This window comes from Vreelandella rituensis (assembly GCF_003336665.1).
GTDB lineage: Bacteria > Pseudomonadota > Gammaproteobacteria > Pseudomonadales > Halomonadaceae > Vreelandella > Vreelandella rituensis.
In genome coordinates this window covers 1-18,904 of record NZ_QPIJ01000004.1, presented here as the reverse complement: position 1 = coordinate 18,904, position 18,904 = coordinate 1, and the positions used below count along the sequence as shown (strand labels likewise).

Below are 18,904 nucleotides of genomic sequence, written 5' to 3'. Positions count from 1 at the left end.
CCATGTTTCAACGAGACAGGTCTCAAGCAGCCCAGTTTAAAGGAGCCGAGTGCCAGCCTACCTTCGGTGCCCAGGTCATCAGCGAAGGACGAACGCGCTTCGCTTTGTGGGCGCCTAGTGCACATGCCGTCCGGCTTGAAATCGAAGGGAGACCGAGCATGGCCATGTCTGAGGCAGGCAATGGATGTTTCTCGATCGAAGCGTCATGCGGCCATGGTGCTCGCTACCGTTACCGGGTGTTCAGCGGTGATGACGAAACCGGCACCCGGATACCCGACCCGGCCTCCCGCGCCCAGGCCGGTGACATTGACGGGCCGAGCCTGGTGATTGATCCCCAGCATTATGTCTGGCGAAACACTGCCTGGCAGGGCCGCCCCTGGCACGAAACCGTGCTGTATGAATTGCATATCGGCACCCTGGGCGGCTTCGACGGCGTGCGCCAACGCCTACCTTACCTTGTCGAGCTTGGCGTCACCGCCATCGAACTGATGCCGGTCTCCGAATTTCCCGGGGCACGCAACTGGGGCTACGACGGCGTGCTGCCCTACGCGGTGGAGGCCTCCTATGGCAGCCCTGACGCCATGAAAGCGCTGATCGATGAGGCTCACGGATTCGGTCTGATGGTGTTTCTCGACGTGGTCTACAACCACTTCGGGCCGGACGGCAACTACCTCGGCCAGTATGCCGCCCCCTTCTTTCGTGACGATCTGATCACGCCCTGGGGACCTTCCATCGACTTTCGCCAGCCCATGGTACGTCGGTATTTCATCGACAACGCCCTGATGTGGCTTAAGGAGTACCGGCTGGACGGCTTGCGCTTCGATGCGGTGCATGCCATCAGCGAGCACGACTTCCTGGCCGAGATGGCCGAGGAAATACGCGCACGCAGCGCACCGGAACGCCATCTGCACCTGGTGCTTGAGAACGAGGGCAACGCGGCGAGCCTGCTCAACCCTCGGCAGTACAGCGCCCAGTGGAATGACGACTGGCACAACGTTCTGCATGTGCTGCTGACCGGTGAACACGAAGGCTACTATGCCGATTTCGTCGAGGACGCCACGTCACGCCTGGCCCGCTGCCTGAGTGAGGGCTTCATCTATCAGGGCCAGCAGTCACGCCACGGCCATTCCCGCGGCGAGCCCAGCGGCCACCTGCCGCCTACCGCCTTCGTGGCGTTCTTGCAGAATCACGACCAGACCGGCAATCGCGCCCTTGGCGAGCGGTTGACTGTGCTCGCCGACCCCGAGGCGCTCGAGGCCGCCACCCTTCTGCTGCTGCTTTCACCGATGGTACCGCTGCTGTTCATGGGCGAGGAATGGGGCTCCAGGCGGCCCTTCCTGTTTTTTACCCAGCACAAGGAGGAACTCGCCCAAGCGGTTCGTGAGGGGCGGCGTGCGGAATTCGCCGATTTCAGCGCCTTTCGCGACGCAAGAACCCGCGAGCGAATTCCCGACCCCAACGCGCGCCAGACCTTCGAGGACTCGGTTCCCGATTTCGACGCCCGCGAAACGCCTCCCCACGCCGCCTGCCTTGAGCGTTATCGCACCCTGCTGGCGCTGCGCCACCGGGAGATACTGCCACGCCTGGAAGGTGCCATGGCGCTGGGAGCGGAGGTGCTGGGCGAAAAAGCCGTCGTCGCCCGCTGGCGGATGAACGACGGCAGCCAATTGAGCATAGCGCTCAACCTGAGCGATGAGCCGGTGGCGACGTCCGGTTTCGGCGTCGGTCGGCATTTGCATGAAACCCGGCAAGGCGTGGCGCTAGCGGCACAAAGCGGACGTTTGGCACCACGCTGTGGCGCCGCCTGGCTGCACCACAATCCAGGAGAAGAGGAAATGAGTGTATGAACGATACGCTGAGACAAGTCGCCATGGCGGCCGGTTTGCTCCTGGAATGGGAAGACAGCGATGGCGAACGCCAACAGCTACCTGAAGAGCGCCAACGCAGGCTGCTTTCGATCCTCGGCTTTCCCGCCGATGACGAGCCGATCATGCGTGACAGCTTGCAACGCCTGAAGTGCTTGAACGAACCCGAAGGCCCCGAGCAATGGCCGCCGCTGATTACCGCCGACAGCGGTTATTCGGTGGCCTTGCCTTCACCACTAACGCCCGGCACTCCCTTCACCCTGTTCCTTGAACGTGGTGGTCGCCATGAGGGGTGGCTTGAAAAACCCGATTGCCTGCCCGCTGTTGCAGAAATTGGCTATCATCGGCTGCAAATCGCCAACGTCGAAATAACCTTGGCCGTCGCTCCGGCGCAATGTTTTTCACCCAAGGATGCGGTCGCCGACGCTAGTCCACGCCTATGGGGACTCACCGCACAACTCTACGCCCTGCACCGCCCTGGTGACGGTGGGATCGGTGATGCCCTGACCTTGGAAATATTCGCCGCGCGCGCGGCGGAACAGGGAGCCGCGGCGCTGGCGATCAGCCCCACTCACGCCATGTTCAGCGCCGACCCCGAGCGTTACAGCCCCTACTCGCCTTCCAGCCGCTTGCTGCATAACGTGCTTTACGGCTCCCCCGAGCTTCTACTCGGCAAGGCCGCGGTGAAAAAGGCCGAGTCACAAAGCGATTTTGAAGCGCGAATGCGTCGACTGGAAGCAGAAGACTATCTCGACTGGCCCGCCGCCGCACGCACCAAACTCGCCTGGCTGCGAACGCTCTACGATGACCTGATGGCCCGCCAGGATAGCGAGGCGCAAGTACTGCGCCAGAATCTGGCGGCGTTTCGTCAGGCAGGCGGCAGCTTGCTGGAAGATCATTGCCGTTTCGAGGCACTGCAGATGGAGTTCGGGCCGGGCGACTGGCGTGACTGGCCTCAGGCACTGCGCGACCCCGCCAACCCCGACGTCAAGCGCTTCGCTGAAGCCCACGCTCAGGAAGTAGGTTTTCACGCTTTTTTGCAGTGGGTCGCGGATCGGGGGTTGGCTCACGCCCAGAAATCGGCCCGCGATGCGGGCATGAAGATCGGGCTGATCGCCGACCTGGCCGTAGGCGCTGATGCCGCGGGCAGCCAGACATGGAGCCGCCAGTCCGAAATGCTGGAAGGTGTCTCGATCGGCGCGCCTCCCGACCTTCTCAACGTCTATGGCCAGGACTGGGGATTGGCCGCCTTTTCACCCTACGGCCTGGTGCATTCGGGATTTCGCAGCTTCATCGACATGCTGCGTAACGCCTTTACCCACGCAGGCGGGCTGCGTATCGACCACATTCTCGGTCTGATGCGTCTGTGGCTGATTCCCCATGGCGCTCCGCCTACCGAAGGCGGCTACCTGTGTTATCCGTTTGACGACATGCTGCGCCTGGTGACGCTGGAATCACGGCGCCATCGCGGCATCGTCATCGGCGAGGATCTGGGCACCGTCGCCCCGGGCTTTCGTGAACGCCTGGCCGCGCACGGCATCCTGGGCATGCAGGTGCTGTGGTTCGAGCTGGATGAAAACGATGATGTTTTCCTGCCGGCAGGCGACTGGTCCGCCGAGGCCATGGCGACCACCTCCACGCATGATCTTCCCACCGTCGCCGGCTGGTGGGCGGGCCGCGACATCGAATGGCGCAGCCGCCTGGGGCTGCTCAAGGAGACACAAAGTGCCGAAAGCGAGCAAGGTGAACGTCGCCGGGAACGCGCCAAGCTCGCAAGCGCCCTGGGGCTGCTTTGCCACGGCTCGTTGACCAGAACGCTGGAAGCCTCCGACATTCCCGCCTCCCAGGTACTCGATGCCTGCGCCCGCCATTTGGGGCGCACACCCGCCCCCTTGGTATTGCTCCAGGTGGAAGACGCCCTGGGGCTCGAAGAGCAGGCCAACCTGCCGGGTACCATCACTGAGCATCCCAACTGGCGAAGACGCTGGACGGCCGATGCCGACGTCCTCCTGGCATCGGATGAAGTTCGCCATCGGCTCAGTGAACTGGCGCGCCAGCGGAGGTCGGCTCATGAATGAAATCCGCGCGACCGTCCGCCTGCAATTTCATGCCGGTTTCACCCTGGATGACGCGGAACGCTGGGTGGACTACTACGCCGCCCTGGGCATCAGCCACCTTTATGCCTCGCCGTTACAGACGTCGCGAAGCGGCTCCCCGCATGGCTACGATGGCATCGATCCGACCCGCATAGACCCTGAACTTGGCGGTGAGGCGGCGCTGGAGCGCCTGGTGACACGGCTACGCGCAAACGGCATGGGATTGATACTGGATATCGTGCCCAACCATGTCGCGGTCGGCGGCTCGGAAAACCCCTGGTGGCAGGAGGTACTGGCCTGGGGTCGCGACAGTCCCTATGCCGAATTCTTCGACATCGACTGGTGTTCTCCCGACCCCCTGCTCACCGGGAAGCTGCTGGTTCCGTTTCTCGGCGCGCCTTATGCCGAGATACTCCAGTCAGGGGAATTGACGCTGCGCTACGTGCCGCAAGTGGTGAGTTTCCACCTCGCCTATCACGAGCATCGCTTCCCCATCGACCCTCGCCATTACGGCAACATCCTGCGCCTTGCCGAGCATGATTCGCTATGGGATCTGGCGGTGCAATTCGATGCGCTGCAGCAGCGTGATGACGCCTATACCGCCGTTGACGAGATTCGCCATCGGCTACGCCTGATTGTCGACGATCCCCCGGCTCGCCAAGCGCTTGATGAGGCCCTGGCGCAATTCGATGGCACCACCCCCGAGGGGGCCATCCGTCTGCATGCCTTGCTCGAACGTCAGCATTACCGCCTGGCGTGGTGGCGAACCGCCTCCGACGAAATCAACTGGCGGCGCTTCTTCGACGTTACCGAGCTGGGAGGGCTGCGCGTCGAGCTGCCCGAAGTCTTCGAGGCCACGCACGCCCTGCCGCTACGTCTAGTCGAAGCGGGTTGGGTGGACGGCCTGCGGGTCGACCATGTCGACGGGTTGGCCGACCCCTGCGGCTATTGCCTGCGCCTGCGCGACCGCCTGGACGCCTTGCAGGAAAAGCGCCCCGCCGATGCCCCGCACCCTGTCGTTCTCTATGTAGAAAAGATCCTGGGTGCCGAGGAGAGGCTGCATCGCGACTGGGGCGTGGATGGCACCAGCGGTTACGAGTTCATGAACCACGTCTCCGGGGTACAGCATGACCCGGCGGGGGCCGAGCCTCTGCGGGCGCTGTGGCATGAGGTCAGCGGTCGCGACCCTGACTTTCTTGGCGAGGTACGCCTGGCGCGGCGCGAAATACTCACGTCTATTCTGGTCAGTGAATACGACGCCTGCGCACGAGCGCTGCACGCCGTTGCCCGCTCGCGGCTGGAAAGCCGCGATATCACCCTGGCGGCGATTCGACGGGCGCTGAAGGCACTGATCGCGCATTTTCCGATCTATCGCACCTATGCCGATGACGCGGGCCGCCCCGACGTAGACGAACCTTTCTTCGCCCAGGCAATGGCGGGAGCTCGCAAGGAGCTTAGTCCTCCGGATGCATGGGTTCTCGATTGTATCGACGCCTGGTTGGGCGGTGAAGCGCCAAGTGACTGCGAGGATAACCAGGAACGCCGGCTGCGCCAGCGGGCCATCGTGCGTTTTCAGCAGCTCACTTCGCCGGTCGCCGCCAAGGCGGTGGAAGACACCGCCGGGTACCGGAGCGCGGTGCTGATCTCGCGCAATGACGTGGGCTTCGATGGCGAGCACTTCAGTCATTCCCCCGAGCATTTTCATGCAGCGAACGCCTGGCGCGCTCGCCACTTTCCTCTCGGCATGGTGACCACCGCGACCCACGACCACAAGCGCGGCGAGGACGTGCGCGCCCGGCTGGCCGCGCTCAGTGAGCGCGCCAAGCCGTTCAGCGATCAGGTCGAGCATTGGCGGCGGTTGGCCACACCGCTGCGCCGAGCGCTAACCAGCGGACTTGCTCCCTCGCCCGGCGACCAATTGATTGTCTTTCAGTTGCTGCTCGGTGCCTGGCCGCCGACCTTGGAAGTTCAGGACGCCAACGGCATGCGGGACTTTACCCAGCGTCTCGCCCAATGGCAGCAAAAAGCCCTGCGTGAAGCCAAATTGCATAGCCATTGGCTGTGGCCGGACGAAGCCTACGAGGCGGCCTGCCGTGAGTTTCTCGAAGGCTTGCTGGCAGAACCGATGCTGCGTGACTCGCTCGCCGGCGCGGCGAGAGCGCTCGACCTTCCCGGGGCGATCAACGGCTTGGCCCAGACGGTACTGCGACTCACCGTTCCCGGCGTGCCGGATCTCTACCAGGGGTGCGAATTCTGGGACTACAGCCTGGTCGACCCCGACAACCGACGCCCTGTGGATCATGCCGCACGCCAGGCGGCATTGGCCGAGAAGCCGACACCGCTTGACGCCCTGCCTGATTGGCGCGATGGACGCTTAAAGCAGGCGGTCATCGCCCGACTGCTGGCGCTCAGACAACATCAGCCTGCGCTATTCGCTCAAGGCAACTATCGTGAGATAGCGACGGCTGGGGAAAACGCCACCAACCTTCTGGCTTTCACACGCAGCCACGCCGGGCAACAGCTGCTGGTGGTAGTGCCGCGGCTCCCGGGCGGCCTGCTGGGCGATGCCCAGCAACCGCATATCCCGCCGCAACGTTGGGGCAACACCCGGCTGCAGCTGACTCCTGAGCTGCAGGGCACCTGGCGGGAAGTGCTGACTCACGCCAGCCTGGCGATAAGCGAGAGCGAGATTCCAGCCACCACACTTCTGGCGCAGCTGCCCGTCGGGATTTTTCTACGTGACGATGCCTTGGCCGCTAGAGATCGGGAAACGTCTTTTCTACATTGAAACGAGCAACCTTGGGAGAATTGATATGGCTGACGAAATGAGTGAAGCCGAGCGTGTACGTTACTTGGCCTACAAGATATGGGAGTCCGAGGGGCGCCCCGAGGGGCAACAACAGCGCCATTGGGACATGGCATTGAAAATTGTCGCCACCGAACGAGTAGCGGGTACCGATGCCACTCTGGAAGAGGTGGGTGAGCCCCTTGATGAGGCGCCGATTCTGGAGGATGAATTGCCCCTGGAAGAGGATGAAGTGGGCATTGATGAGAATCGCCTGCCGTTGGAGCCCCCCGATGGCGAGCCTTCTTTCGATGAGACGCCCTTTCGCGATGACAAGATGGCGGGCACGGACGTCCCGGTACAGGATCGCGGCCATCCGCAACAGGCACCGCCATCAGCCGAGCCACCACCAGGGGCGATGGAGCCGCTACCGGAGGATTCCGCCACGGTAAGGCGTACCCGCCGCCCGCGGCGTAGCGACGATACCCTGACCCCGACCAACGAGACGGATACCACCCAAGTGCCGGGCAAGACAGCCGCTCGCACGCGGACTCGCAAGAGCGACACCACCGCCAAAACCACCCAAAAGCCTGCAAAAACAGCAAAAAAAGCCACAAAAACGGCTAAAGCCACGAAAGCGGATCAAAAACCTAAAACGGCGAAGAAGACCAAAACCACCAAGGCCTCGGACCCTAGTTAGACACGCCGGGAGTGCCCTATCGGGCCAAGGATGCATGTGATGAAAACAAGCCAAGCCTCACAGGAAAGCGAAAAAACCGTTACCAGCGAGGAGTCCCCCAGCGTCATGCGGCAATCTAGGGTACATGAAGGCTCGTCATTCCCATTGGGAGCCACCTGGGATGGTTTGGGGGTGAATTTCGCGCTGTTTTCGGCCAACGCCACCAAGGTCGAACTGTGCCTGTTCGATGAATCCGGCGAGCGGGAACTGGAACGTATCGAGCTACCGGAATATACCGACGAGGTATGGCATGGCTACCTGCCCGACGCCCGTCCCGGCCAGCTTTACGGCTATCGGGTTCATGGGCCTTACACGCCCGAGGAAGGGCATCGCTTCAACGCCAACAAGCTGTTGCTCGACCCCTACGCCAAGCAGATCGTCGGTGACCTGAAATGGGATGACGCCTTGTTCGGCTACACCATCGGTCACCCTGACGGCGATCTGAGTTTCGATGAACGCGACAGCGCCCCCTTCATGCCGCGCTGTCGTGTGCTCGACCCTGCCTTCACCTGGGGGCGTTCACGCGGGGTGCAGCTCCCCTGGGATCACACCATTGTCTACGAGACACATGTACGCGGCTATACCATGCGCCACCCGGCGGTGCCGGAAGCACTGCGCGGCACCTTCGCCGGGCTGATGGTCAACGAGGTAATCAACTACATCCGCTCGCTGGGGGTGTCCTCGGTGGAATTTCTGCCGATTCATGCCTTCATCGACGACCAGCACCTGCTTGAAAAGGGCCTTAGCAATTACTGGGGGTATAACACCCTGGGATTCTTCGCCCCGCATTCGCGCTACCTTTCGGGTGACAATATTAATGAATTCAAGGAATTGGTCGCACGCTATCATGCTAAAGGCCTGGAGGTCATCCTGGATGTGGTCTACAACCACACCGCCGAAGGCAATGAACTCGGCCCCACGCTTTCGCTCAAGGGAATCGACAACGCCGTCTACTATCGTCTGATGCCCGACGAGTCGCGCTACTACATCGACGATACCGGCACCGGCAACACCCTGAACCTGAGTCATCCGCGAGTATTGCAGATGGTCACCGATTCCTTGCGCTACTGGGCCACGGAGATGCGTGTGGATGGATTCCGCTTCGACCTGGCGACAATCCTCGGGCGCGAACACCACGGCTTCGACGAGGGCGGCGGTTTCCTTGATTCCTGCCGCCAGGATCCGATTCTCAGCCAGGTAAAACTGATTGCCGAACCCTGGGATTGCGGCCCTGGCGGCTACCAGGTCGGCGGTTTCCCACCGGGCTGGGCGGAGTGGAACGACCGCTACCGCGATACCGTGCGCGCCTTCTGGAAAGGCGACGAAGGGCAACTACCCGAATTGGCCACCCGACTGATGGGATCGGCGGATTTCTTCGATCGGCGCGGCCGGCGCCCGTTCGCCTCGGTCAATTTCGTCACCGCCCACGACGGTTACACCCTCCACGACCTAGTGTCCTACGACGACAAGCACAACGAGGCCAACGGCGAGGACAACATGGATGGTCACGACCATAACCTCTCCTGGAACCACGGCGAGGAAGGCCCCAGCGACGATCCCGAGATCAAGGAACTGCGGTTGCGTCAGATCCGCAATTTTTTGGCTACCACCCTGTTTTCCCAAGGCACCCCGATGCTATTGGCGGGCGACGAGCTGCTGCGTACCCAGCAAGGCAACAATAACGCCTACTGCCAGGACAACGAGATCAGTTGGCTTGACTGGAACCTCAGTGGCGATGCCCACGAGATGATCGAATACCTGCGTCGCGTGACGGCACTGCGATTGCGCTACCCCATTCTACGCCGCGGACGTTTTCTAAGCGGTGAGTACAACGAGGATATGGGGCTCAAGGAAGTTACCTGGCTAGCCCCGGATGGCGAGGAAATGGATGTCGAGCGCTGGGAGGACCCCGAAGCGCGCACCCTGGGGTTAATGCTCGATGGCCGCGCCCAACCCTCGGGCATTCGACGTGCCGGTGCCGATGTCACCTTGCTGCTGATCTTCAATGCCCACCACGACGCAGTGGCTTTCAAGTTACCCGACGCGCCAAGCGGCAGCGGCTGGCGATGCCGTCTCGATACCAGCCGGGCCACAGAGGAAGCGCCTTTCCAACAGGCTTTCGGTGATGTGCATGAGATGGAAGGTCGTTCACTGGCCCTGCTGGAACTGGTGCAGGAAAAAGCCAGGGATTTTGCTACCTAGACATGACGCGGCTCAGGCAAGGCGCAGGGCTTTTACCGGCCAGGCCAAACTACTACAGAGGAGCATGTGATGAGTTCACCTCCGTATTCAACACTCGGGGGCGTCGCCCCGATGCAAGAGCAGGACCAGCAAAACGTACTGGCAGCCGTCCAGGCACCCCGTATCGCTATCGAATCGGTACAGCCGAGTCTCGATCATGGACGTTTCGCGGCCAAAGCCATCGTTGATGAGCCGGTGAACATTACGGCAACAATCTTTGCCGATGGTCATGATGTGCTGGCCGCTACGGTCTGCTGGCACGACGACCAAGGCCGACAGCAGCGTGAGCCCATGCATCAGGTGGAACCGTTGGGCCTGGACATCTGGGAAGGCCGTTTCACCCCCCAGCGGGTGGGGAGGCACAGCTTTATCATCGAAGCCTGGTGGGACATTTACGCCACTTACCGCTACGAACTCTCGAAGAAAAATCAGGCCGGGGTGGCGGTGGAACTCGAACTCGAGGAAGGCAGACGCCTGATCGAGCAAGCCGCCGAACGCAGTGAAGGCGCACTAAAGGAAGCGCTCGACGGCGTTCACGAACACTTTGGCATCCTCAAGCAGGACGCCGAGCGAGTCGCCCTGTTGCTGGCTAGCGAGACGGCGCATTTGATGCACCAAGCGGATGCCCACCCTCACCTGACCCGAAGCGATGCGCGTTACCCGCTGGAAGTGGAACGCCTCAAGGCACGTTTCGCCAGCTGGTACGAACTGTTTCCCCGCTCGGAAACCGACGACCCCGGACGCCACGGCACCTTCAACGATGTGCACAAACGGCTGCCTATGATTCGCGACCTGGGCTTCGACGTGCTGTATTTCCCGCCTATCCATCCGGTTGGGCGCACCCATCGCAAAGGCCCCAACAACAGCCTTGTCCCAGGACCGAACGATCCGGGCAGCCCTTACGCCATTGGAAGCCCCGAGGGCGGCCACGACGCCATTCACCCGGCGTTGGGTACCCACGAGGATTTTCGCAACCTGGTGCAAGTGGCCGCCGAGCATGGCCTGGAGATCGCCCTGGATTTCGCCATCCAGTGCTCACCGGACCACCCCTGGCTCAAGGAGCACCCCGGCTGGTTTTCCTGGCGGCCTGACGGTTCGATCCGCTACGCCGAAAACCCACCCAAAAAATACCAGGACATCGTCAACGTCGACTTCTACGCCGAGGACGCCATCCCTTCGCTATGGATCGAGCTGCGCGATGTGGTGCAGGGCTGGATCGACGAGGGGGTGAAAATCTTTCGCGTCGACAACCCCCACACCAAGCCGCTGCCCTTCTGGGAATGGCTGATCGCCGATATTCGCAGGCGCGACCCGGCGGTGATTTTTCTTGCCGAAGCCTTTACTCGGCCGGCCATGATGCTGCACCTCGGCAAGTTGGGGTTTACTCAGAGCTACACCTACTTCACCTGGCGACATACCAAGAAGGAGCTGACCGAGTATTTCACTCAGTTGAATGAGTCGCCGCTGCGCGAGGGTTACCGGCCCAACTTCTTCGTCAATACGCCGGACATCAACCCCTACTTTCTGCAATCGTCGGGGCGCGCCGGCTTTCTGATTCGTGCGGCGCTTGCCACCATGGGATCGGGGTTGTGGGGCATGTACTCGGGGTTCGAGCTATGTGAAGGCGACCCGGTGCCGGGCAAGGAGGAATATCTTAATTCCGAGAAGTACGAAATCCGTCCACGCGATTACACCGCACCCGGCAACATCAACTACGAGATCGCCCAACTCAACCGCATCCGCCGCGAGAATCCAGCGCTGCAGACTCACTTGGGGCTCCGCTTCTATCCAGTACACAACGACCGGCTACTGTTCTTCGGCAAGCGTACCGCAATAGGCGACAACTTCATTCTCGTCGCCGTCAGCCTCGACCCCTTCGAGGCCCAGGAAGGCGCCTTCGAGCTGCCGCTCTGGGAGCTTGGGTTACCCGATGATGCCGCCCTGCATGGAGAGGACCTCATGAGTGGTCATCGCTGGACATGGCATGGCAAATGGCAGTCGATGCGGCTTGACCCATGGCATCAGCCGTTCGCCATCTGGCGCATTCGCCCGGTTCACTAGCCACTTCCACCAATCCATTCGTGCCTATAAAAAGCAGGGAGGGTAAGCCCAATGATGGATGCCAGCAGCGAAACACACGCCGTCGAGGCCATTGATTTCCTCGACGACCCCCTCTGGTACAAGGACGCCGTAATCTATCAGGTGCACGTCAAGGCGTTCTTCGACGCTAATGACGACGGCATCGGCGACTTCGCGGGGTTGATCCAGAAGCTCGATTACATCGTCGAGCTGGGCGTGAACACGATCTGGATATTGCCATTCTATCCCTCACCACGTCGCGATGATGGCTACGATATCGCCGAATACACCAGCGTCAGTCCCGATTACGGTACCCTTCAGGATGCTCAACGCTTCATCGAGGAGGCGCATCGGCGCGGCTTGCGGGTATTGACCGAACTGGTCATCAACCACACCTCCGACCAGCACGAATGGTTCCAGCGCGCCAGACAGGCACCTCCGGGTTCACCGGAACGTGACTTCTACGTCTGGTCGGATACCGATCTGAAGTATCCGGGCACGCGGATCATCTTTCTCGACACCGAGTCCTCCAACTGGAGCTGGGACCCGGTGGCCGGCGCCTACTACTGGCACCGCTTCTATTCCCACCAGCCGGATCTCAATTTCGACAACCCCCAGGTACTCGATGAAGTGCTCAAGGTGATGGCGTACTGGCTCGACATGGGCGTCGACGGCCTCCGCCTGGACGCCATTCCCTATCTGGTCGAGCGCGAAGGCACCAACAACGAGAATCTGCCCGAGACCCATGTGGTTCTCAAGAAGATCCGGGCAGTGATCGACGAACGCTACCCCGACCGCATGCTGCTCGCCGAAGCCAACCAGTGGCCGGAGGATACCCGGCCCTACTTCGGCGATGGTGACGAATGCCATATGGCGTTTCACTTCCCGCTGATGCCACGCATGTACATGGCGCTGGCCCAGGAGGACCGCTTCCCGATTACTGACATCCTGCGCCAGACCCCGGAAATTCCTGCCACCTGTCAGTGGGCGATCTTTCTGCGCAACCACGACGAGCTGACCCTGGAGATGGTCACCGACAAGGAGCGCGACTATCTCTGGAACCACTACGCTTCCGACCGTCGGGCACGCATCAACCTGGGGATTCGGCGACGCCTGGCGCCACTGCTCGAACGCGACCGGCGGCGGATCGAACTGCTCAATAGCCTGCTGCTTTCGATGCCGGGCACGCCGGTGCTGTATTACGGCGACGAGATCGGCATGGGCGACAATATCTATCTTGGCGACCGGGACGGCGTGCGTACCCCGATGCAGTGGTCGGTGGACCGTAACGGCGGTTTCTCCCGCGCCGATCCGGCAAGCCTGGTACTGCCGCCGATCATGGACCCGCTTTACGGCTACCAGACCGTCAATGTCGAGGCCCAGGTACGCGACTCGCATTCGCTGCTCAACAACATGCGGCGATTGCTGGTGGTGCGCAGCCAGCACCGTGCTTTCAGCCGCGGCACCATGCGTCCACTCTACCCGGCCAACCGACATATCCTCGCCTACCTGCGCGAGATGACGCTGGACAATGGCGAAACGGAAACGCTGCTGTGCGTGGCCAACGTGGCACGTACCGCCCAGGCGGTGGAACTCGACCTTTCCGCTTTCGCCGGCCAGGTGCCGGTGGAAATGGTCGGTGGTAGCGCCTTCCCGCCGGTTGGGAAGCTGCCCTACCTGCTGACCTTACCGCCCTATGGTTTCTTCTGGTTCCTGCTGGCCCCGGAAACCGCCATGCCGGAGTGGCACGTCCCGGTACCCGAGCCGATGCCGGATTACGTCACCCTGATCATCAAGCGTCGCCTGGAGGAGATTTTCGAGGCGACACCCAGGCAGTTGCTCGAACGTGAAACGCTGCCCAACTACCTGCCCAAGCGGCGCTGGTTCGCCGCCAAGCAGGCGCGCATCAAGCAGGTAAAAATGCTCTACGTGGCTCGCTTGGAGCATAGCCAGCACACCCTGCTGATCAGTGAGTTGGAAGTCGAACACGCCCAGGGCAGCGAGCGTTATCAGTTACCGTTGGCATTTCTGGGCGAGGAAGAGCAGACCAGCGCCCTACCGCAACAACTCGCCATGGCGCGGGTGCGTCGTTTCCATGAGGTGGGGCTGCTGACCGACGCCCTGACGCTGGACGCCTTCACCTTGGCGGTGCTCGATGCCATGCGCCAGGAAACTCGTCTGCCATGCGATGCCGGTGAAATTCGCTTTCTGCCCACCACGGCCTTTAGCGAACTGGCGCTTCCCGAGCACCCAGAGGTGGTGCAACAGGCTGCGGAGCAATCCAACAGTTCGGTGATCATCAATCGTCAGTTGGTCCTCAAGTTATTCCGACGCCTGGAACCGGGCCTGCATCCCGAAGCGGAAATCGGGCGCTACCTCACCGTGCGGGGCTTTGCGCATATTGCGCCCTTGCATGGTGAGGTGACCCGCTTCGACGACCAAGGCACGCCGCAGACACTGATGATCCTGCAAGGCTACATCGACAACCAAGGCGATGCCTGGTCCTGGACCCGTAACACCCTGGGGCGGGCGATTCGTGAAGCGGTAGCCGACAGTGAACGCGGGCGAGACACCAGCCGCGAAGAAACCAGCTACGGCGCCTTCAATGAGCTTGAAGATTTTACCATCACCCTGGGCCGGCGCTTGGGCGAGTTGCACATGGTGCTGGCGTCGCCCAGCGACGATCCGGCCTTTGCACCCAAAATCGCCGATAAATCCCAGGTTGAGCTCTGGGCGCAGCGGGTGCGTGAACGCGTCGAGGAGGCATTGGAATTGCTCGAGCGTCACAAGGGCGCTGCTGACGAGGCCGAACAGCAACTGGCCGATGAAATTCTGGCCCAGCGCGATAGCTTGCTGGCTTCCATCGAGACGATGGCGGCGCTTGCCGAAGGCAGCCTGATCACGCGCATTCATGGCGATCTGCATCTCGGCCAAGTACTGGTGGCACACGGTGATGCCTACATCATCGACTTCGAGGGCGAGCCGGCCCGGCCCCTGGAGGAACGTCGCGCCAAGGACAGCCCGCTTAGAGACGTTGCCGGGATGCTGCGCTCCTTCGCTTACGCCTACGCCAAGGTGGAGGAAGCGCAAACCGGCCACGAAGGTACCGAAGCGCAAGCCGATACCGGCCACGATGTAACGGAGCAGTACCTGCTCAAGGGACGCCAGGCGTTCCTGAATGCCTATTGGCAGGCCACGCTCGATATGCCCCACGAATGGAAGAAAACCAGTGGAGCAGCCGCGGCGGTCGATCTATTCGTACTCGAAAAGACTGCCTACGAGATCGCCTACGAAGCCGCCAATCGCCCCGCCTGGCTGGGGGTGCCACTGCGTGGGCTGGCCGCCATTGTCGAACAATTGAGCACGGGAGAAGCCTCATGAATGATTTTACCGCCAGACCCATGCTGGATCGCACCCTGTGGTTGTCGGAGGACGATGCCGAAGCGCTGGTAAAGGGGTCGCACCGCAATCCCTTTTCGCTACTCGGCATTCACGAGACCGAGGAAGCCAGTCTGCTGCGGGTTTACCTGCCCGGTGCACTGGGGGTCGATGTGCTCGACCGTGAAGACGGGGCTTTTCGCTGCTGCTTGACGGCCATCCAGATTCCCGGGCTATTCGCTGCCCAGCTGCCGCATGCCGCCCCTTACATCTTGCGCATCCGCTGGCCCGACGGTGAACAGCTAACCGAAGATCCCTACAGCTTCGGCCTGCTGCTCGGCGAGATGGATCTTTACCTGATCGGTGAAGGCAACCATCGCGACTTGGGCCACTGCCTGGGAGCTCAACCCATGCAAGTGGACGGCGTCAGCGGGGTGCGTTTCGCCGTCTGGGCACCCAATGCACAACGCGTCGCGGTGGTGGGGCCTTTCAACCACTGGGACGGGCGCCGCCATGTGATGCGCCTGCGTCATCCCGCCGGGGTATGGGAATTGTTCATCCCACGCCTCGGCCCGGGAAAGTCGTACAAGTACGAAATACTCGATGCCCAGGGCACCCTCGGGCTGCGCGCCGACCCGGTGGCTCTGGCCACCGAAGCCCCACCCAATACCGCTTCGGTGGTCGCCGATACCACGCCCTTTGTCTGGCATGATGAAGAATGGATCGCGCAACGCGACGAGTCGCACCAGCCTACCCGGCCGATCAGTGTCTACGAAGTGCATGCCGCTTCATGGCGCAAGCACGGCGGCGACAACGGTGAAATCTACAGCTGGCGTGACATGGTCGAGCATTTGATCCCTTATGTGCTGGAAATGGGCTTCACCCATGTCGAGTTGCTGCCGATCATGGAGCACCCCTTCGGCGGCTCCTGGGGTTACCAGCCGCTGAGCCAGTTTGCGCCCAGCGCACGCTTCGGTACGCCCAAGGACTTCGCCTATTTCGTCGACGAGTGCCACCGGGCGGGGCTCGGCGTGATTCTCGACTGGGTACCAGCGCACTTTCCCACCGACCCCCATGGCCTGGCGCGTTTCGACGGCACCGCCCTGTACGAGTACGAGCACCCTTTCGAGGGTTTCCATCAGGACTGGGACACCTACATCTACAACCTGGGCAGGCGTGAAGTACACGGTTTCATGCTGGCCTCGGCGCTGCACTGGCTGCGACATTTCCATGTCGATGCGTTACGCGTCGATGCCGTCGCCTCGATGCTCTACCGCAACTATTCACGCAACGAGGGCGAGTGGATTCCCAACAAGTACGGCGGCCATGAGAATCTCGAGGCGATCGACTTCCTGCGTCACCTCAACGATGTGGTCGCCGAAGAAGTCCCCGGCGCGGTGGTGATCGCCGAGGAATCCACCGCCTGGCCTGGCGTTACCCAGCCCACCGCCGAGGGCGGCTTGGGCTTCGCTTACAAATGGAACATGGGCTGGATGCACGACACCCTGGAGTACATCGCCAAGGACCCGATTTATCGTTCGTATTCGCATCACGACATGACCTTTCCCATGGTCTATGCGTTTTCCGAACATTACGTGCTGCCGATCTCTCACGACGAGGTAGTGCATGGCAAGAGATCGTTGATCGGCAAGATGCCCGGCGATGAATGGCAGCAATTCGCCAACCTGCGCGCCTATCTTTCCGTCATGTGGTCCCAGCCCGGCAAGAAACTGTTGTTCATGGGCTGTGAGTTCGGCCAGTGGCGCGAGTGGAGCCACGACCGCGAACTCGACTGGTCGCTACTCGGCGAACCTCGCCATGCCGGCGTTCGCCGACTGCTTGGCGATCTCAACCGCCTCTACGTGGAACAACCCGCCCTGCATGAATGCGACAGCGAGCCGCAAGGCTTCATGTGGGTGGTGGGTAACGATGATACCAACAGCGTCTTTGCCTGGCTGCGGATAAGCGCCACGGGCGAACCAGTATTGGTGGTCGCCAACATGACACCCATACCTCGCATCCGTTATCGGCTGGGAGTACCCCAGGCAGGGAGTTGGGAAGAGATATTCAACAGCGACGCCGACTGCTATGGAGGGTCGAACCTGGGCAACATGGGCCGACTGACAGCCGCCGATACCCCCTTGCACGGCCAGGTCGCCAGCCTGGAACTGACGCTGCCACCGCTGGCGGCATTGATGCTACGCCCGACCGAAATTCTCCGAGAATAAGCTGGGTAGGCCGGCACGAGGATAACCCTGACTCAATGTCGAGTCAGGGCAAGCTATCTTCAACCTTCCCAGGCGTAATCGGCAAAGGCGTCATCCAGCTCAGGATGATTGATGTGATTCGAGTAGTTGCTCAGGGTCTTCACCGCCATGGCGAGCACAATCTGCATCACATGCGGCTCTTCAAACCCCGCCTCCAGAAACGCTTTTACATCGGCGTTGTTCGGCTTGCCTCGGGTATCGAACATGACTTGGGTGAACTGGCTCAAGGCGGCCAGGCGGTCATCGGGAATCGGCTGGTCATTGCGCAGCGCTTTTATCACCTCGGACGGCACCTGGGAGACCTTTTCACCCAGCATGCTGTGCGCCGACATGCAGTAGCTGCAGCCATTCAGGCGGCTGATGGTGAGAAACACCACTTCCTGCTCGGGCGGGGCAAAGCCTGATTCCTCACGGAACAGATCATAACCGTGCAGGTAGGTATCCAACACCCCCGGCGCCTTGGCCATGGCCTGGTACATGTTGGGCACGAACCCCAGTTTGGCGTTGGCTTTCTCCAGCAACGGCTTGGCCTTGGCATCGGCGTTATCCAGGGTTTGCGGTGCTAGCTTCATTTTATATTCGGCTGACATGGTAGTTTCCTTGCTGTTGTTGGATGGTGCGATGATAAATATGGAACAATCGATCCAAAAATACCAAATGGATTATTTCAAGCGTGATTTTTCTCGCTCTTCAGTGCAGGTATTTTTCAGCGAAGTCCTATCAACACCTGCTCGACCGCGCCGCCGGCATCTTCGGCACTGGCGCCGCTCTTGAGTAGCGTGCGCAGCCCGGCCATCGAAAGCGTCAGGTAATTGGCCAGCATGGCTGCATCTCGATTCGCATCGATATCGCCTTCCGCCTGGGCCTGAAGCACCGCCTGGTGAAAAAGCTGCTTAATTGCCGCAACGGCAACAGCGGCCTCACGCGAGGGAACGTCGCCTCGCTGGCCCAATTCACTGGCGGAATTGAAAATCAGACACCCCAGGGCGGCACGCTCGCTGCAGGCATCCCGGGCGGTGTCACGAAACAGACCTTCGATGAAGGTAAGCGCACTCGGTGAAGCCGTCAGCTTCCGCTCTAGTCTCGCCACCAGATTGTCGCGGTAGCGATGCAGCGCTTCGAGAAACAGCTGTTCCTTGTTGCCGAAGGCCTGGTACAGGCTACTGCGCGATATCTGCATGGCCACCAGCAAATCGCGAGTGGATGCACTATTGTAACCTTGTGCCCAGAAGACCTGCATTGCCTGGGCAATGGCTTGGTCGGGGCTGAATGCTAGGGGGCGTCCTCTTGTCATGACTGGACTTTAGAACCAATCGTTCCATAATGCAAATAGTAGGGCCTGTTGACCTTTCACATGGGTAGCCATAAAAAACCGCAGGCCAAGGCCACCATGCTTTCGTAGTTTCGTTTGAGTTTGTCATACCGCATCGCTATCGCGCGATACGGCTTCAATC

Annotated in this window: 10 protein-coding genes and 1 pseudogene; 8 read left to right on the top strand and 3 right to left on the bottom strand. The window is 61.2% G+C overall.

Annotated features, from left to right (window positions below; translation table 11 throughout):
- Nucleotides 1-2: 2 nt before the first annotated feature.
- The 8 genes from treZ (at nt 3) to glgB (ending at nt 17,411) form a co-directional block, all read left to right on the top strand.
- Nucleotides 3-1,847, top strand: coding sequence for a malto-oligosyltrehalose trehalohydrolase (gene treZ, locus DU506_RS03470; protein ID WP_114485566.1), 1,845 nt, complete (start codon nt 3-5; stop codon nt 1,845-1,847).
- Nucleotides 1,844-3,943 carry a 4-alpha-glucanotransferase gene (malQ, locus tag DU506_RS03465; protein ID WP_114485565.1) on the top strand — a complete coding sequence of 700 codons (2,100 nt, stop codon included), beginning with the start codon at nt 1,844-1,846 and terminating at the stop codon, nt 3,941-3,943. The genes treZ and malQ overlap by 4 nt, the downstream gene beginning before the upstream one ends.
- Complete coding sequence (gene treY / locus DU506_RS03460; protein WP_114485564.1) at nt 3,936-6,749, top strand: malto-oligosyltrehalose synthase; 2,814 nt, start codon at nt 3,936-3,938, stop codon at nt 6,747-6,749. Before malQ ends, treY begins: the two co-directional genes overlap by 8 nt.
- 25 nt (nt 6,750-6,774) lie before the next feature.
- Nucleotides 6,775-7,446 carry a DUF2934 domain-containing protein gene (locus DU506_RS03455; protein WP_235825421.1) on the top strand — a complete coding sequence of 224 codons (672 nt, stop codon included), beginning with the start codon at nt 6,775-6,777 and terminating at the stop codon, nt 7,444-7,446.
- A 39-nt stretch (nt 7,447-7,485) separates the two neighbouring features.
- Nucleotides 7,486-9,687: a glycogen debranching protein GlgX gene (gene glgX, locus DU506_RS03450; RefSeq protein ID WP_114485563.1), complete on the top strand. Its 2,202-nt coding sequence runs from the start codon at nt 7,486-7,488 to the stop codon at nt 9,685-9,687.
- Nucleotides 9,688-9,756: 69 nt separating this feature from the next.
- A complete protein-coding gene (locus DU506_RS03445) occupies nt 9,757-11,787 on the top strand; it encodes an alpha-1,4-glucan--maltose-1-phosphate maltosyltransferase (RefSeq protein ID WP_181870681.1) in 2,031 nt (676 codons plus the stop codon).
- Nucleotides 11,788-11,838: 51 nt separating this feature from the next.
- The gene (gene treS / locus DU506_RS03440; RefSeq protein ID WP_114485562.1) at nt 11,839-15,186 is read left to right on the top strand and encodes a maltose alpha-D-glucosyltransferase; all 3,348 of its coding nucleotides are present in this window, start codon (nt 11,839-11,841) and stop codon (nt 15,184-15,186) included.
- A complete protein-coding gene (gene glgB, locus DU506_RS03435; protein WP_114485561.1) occupies nt 15,183-17,411 on the top strand; it encodes a 1,4-alpha-glucan branching protein GlgB in 2,229 nt (742 codons plus the stop codon). The genes treS and glgB overlap by 4 nt, the downstream gene beginning before the upstream one ends.
- Nucleotides 17,412-17,470: 59 nt before the next feature.
- Here glgB and DU506_RS03430 read toward each other — a convergent pair whose 3' ends face one another.
- From DU506_RS03430 to DU506_RS03420, 3 genes and pseudogenes are all read right to left on the bottom strand, one after another.
- The gene (locus tag DU506_RS03430) at nt 17,471-18,040 is read right to left on the bottom strand and encodes a carboxymuconolactone decarboxylase family protein (protein WP_114485560.1); all 570 of its coding nucleotides are present in this window, start codon (nt 18,038-18,040) and stop codon (nt 17,471-17,473) included.
- Nucleotides 18,041-18,156: 116 nt separating this feature from the next.
- A complete protein-coding gene (locus DU506_RS03425) occupies nt 18,157-18,744 on the bottom strand; it encodes a TetR/AcrR family transcriptional regulator (RefSeq protein WP_114485559.1) in 588 nt (195 codons plus the stop codon).
- Nucleotides 18,745-18,800: 56 nt separating this feature from the next.
- Nucleotides 18,801-18,904: pseudogene (locus tag DU506_RS03420) on the bottom strand (IS5/IS1182 family transposase); the annotation flags it as partial.

Bases quoted from the DNA above. Each gene is read 5' to 3' on its own strand.
- DU506_RS03425 (WP_114485559.1), bottom strand. From the start codon at position 18,744: ATGACAAGAGGACGCCCCCTAGCATTCAGCCCCGACCAAGCCATTGCC.
- DU506_RS03430 (WP_114485560.1), bottom strand. From the start codon at position 18,040: ATGTCAGCCGAATATAAAATGAAGCTAGCACCGCAAACCCTGGATAAC.
- DU506_RS03445 (WP_181870681.1), top strand. From the start codon at position 9,757: ATGAGTTCACCTCCGTATTCAACACTCGGGGGCGTCGCCCCGATGCAA.
- DU506_RS03455 (WP_235825421.1), top strand. From the start codon at position 6,775: ATGGCTGACGAAATGAGTGAAGCCGAGCGTGTACGTTACTTGGCCTAC.
- malQ (WP_114485565.1), top strand. From the start codon at position 1,844: ATGAACGATACGCTGAGACAAGTCGCCATGGCGGCCGGTTTGCTCCTG.
- treY (WP_114485564.1), top strand. From the start codon at position 3,936: ATGAATGAAATCCGCGCGACCGTCCGCCTGCAATTTCATGCCGGTTTC.
- treS (WP_114485562.1), top strand. From the start codon at position 11,839: ATGATGGATGCCAGCAGCGAAACACACGCCGTCGAGGCCATTGATTTC.
- glgX (WP_114485563.1), top strand. From the start codon at position 7,486: ATGAAAACAAGCCAAGCCTCACAGGAAAGCGAAAAAACCGTTACCAGC.
- glgB (WP_114485561.1), top strand. From the start codon at position 15,183: ATGAATGATTTTACCGCCAGACCCATGCTGGATCGCACCCTGTGGTTG.
- treZ (WP_114485566.1), top strand. From the start codon at position 3: ATGTTTCAACGAGACAGGTCTCAAGCAGCCCAGTTTAAAGGAGCCGAG.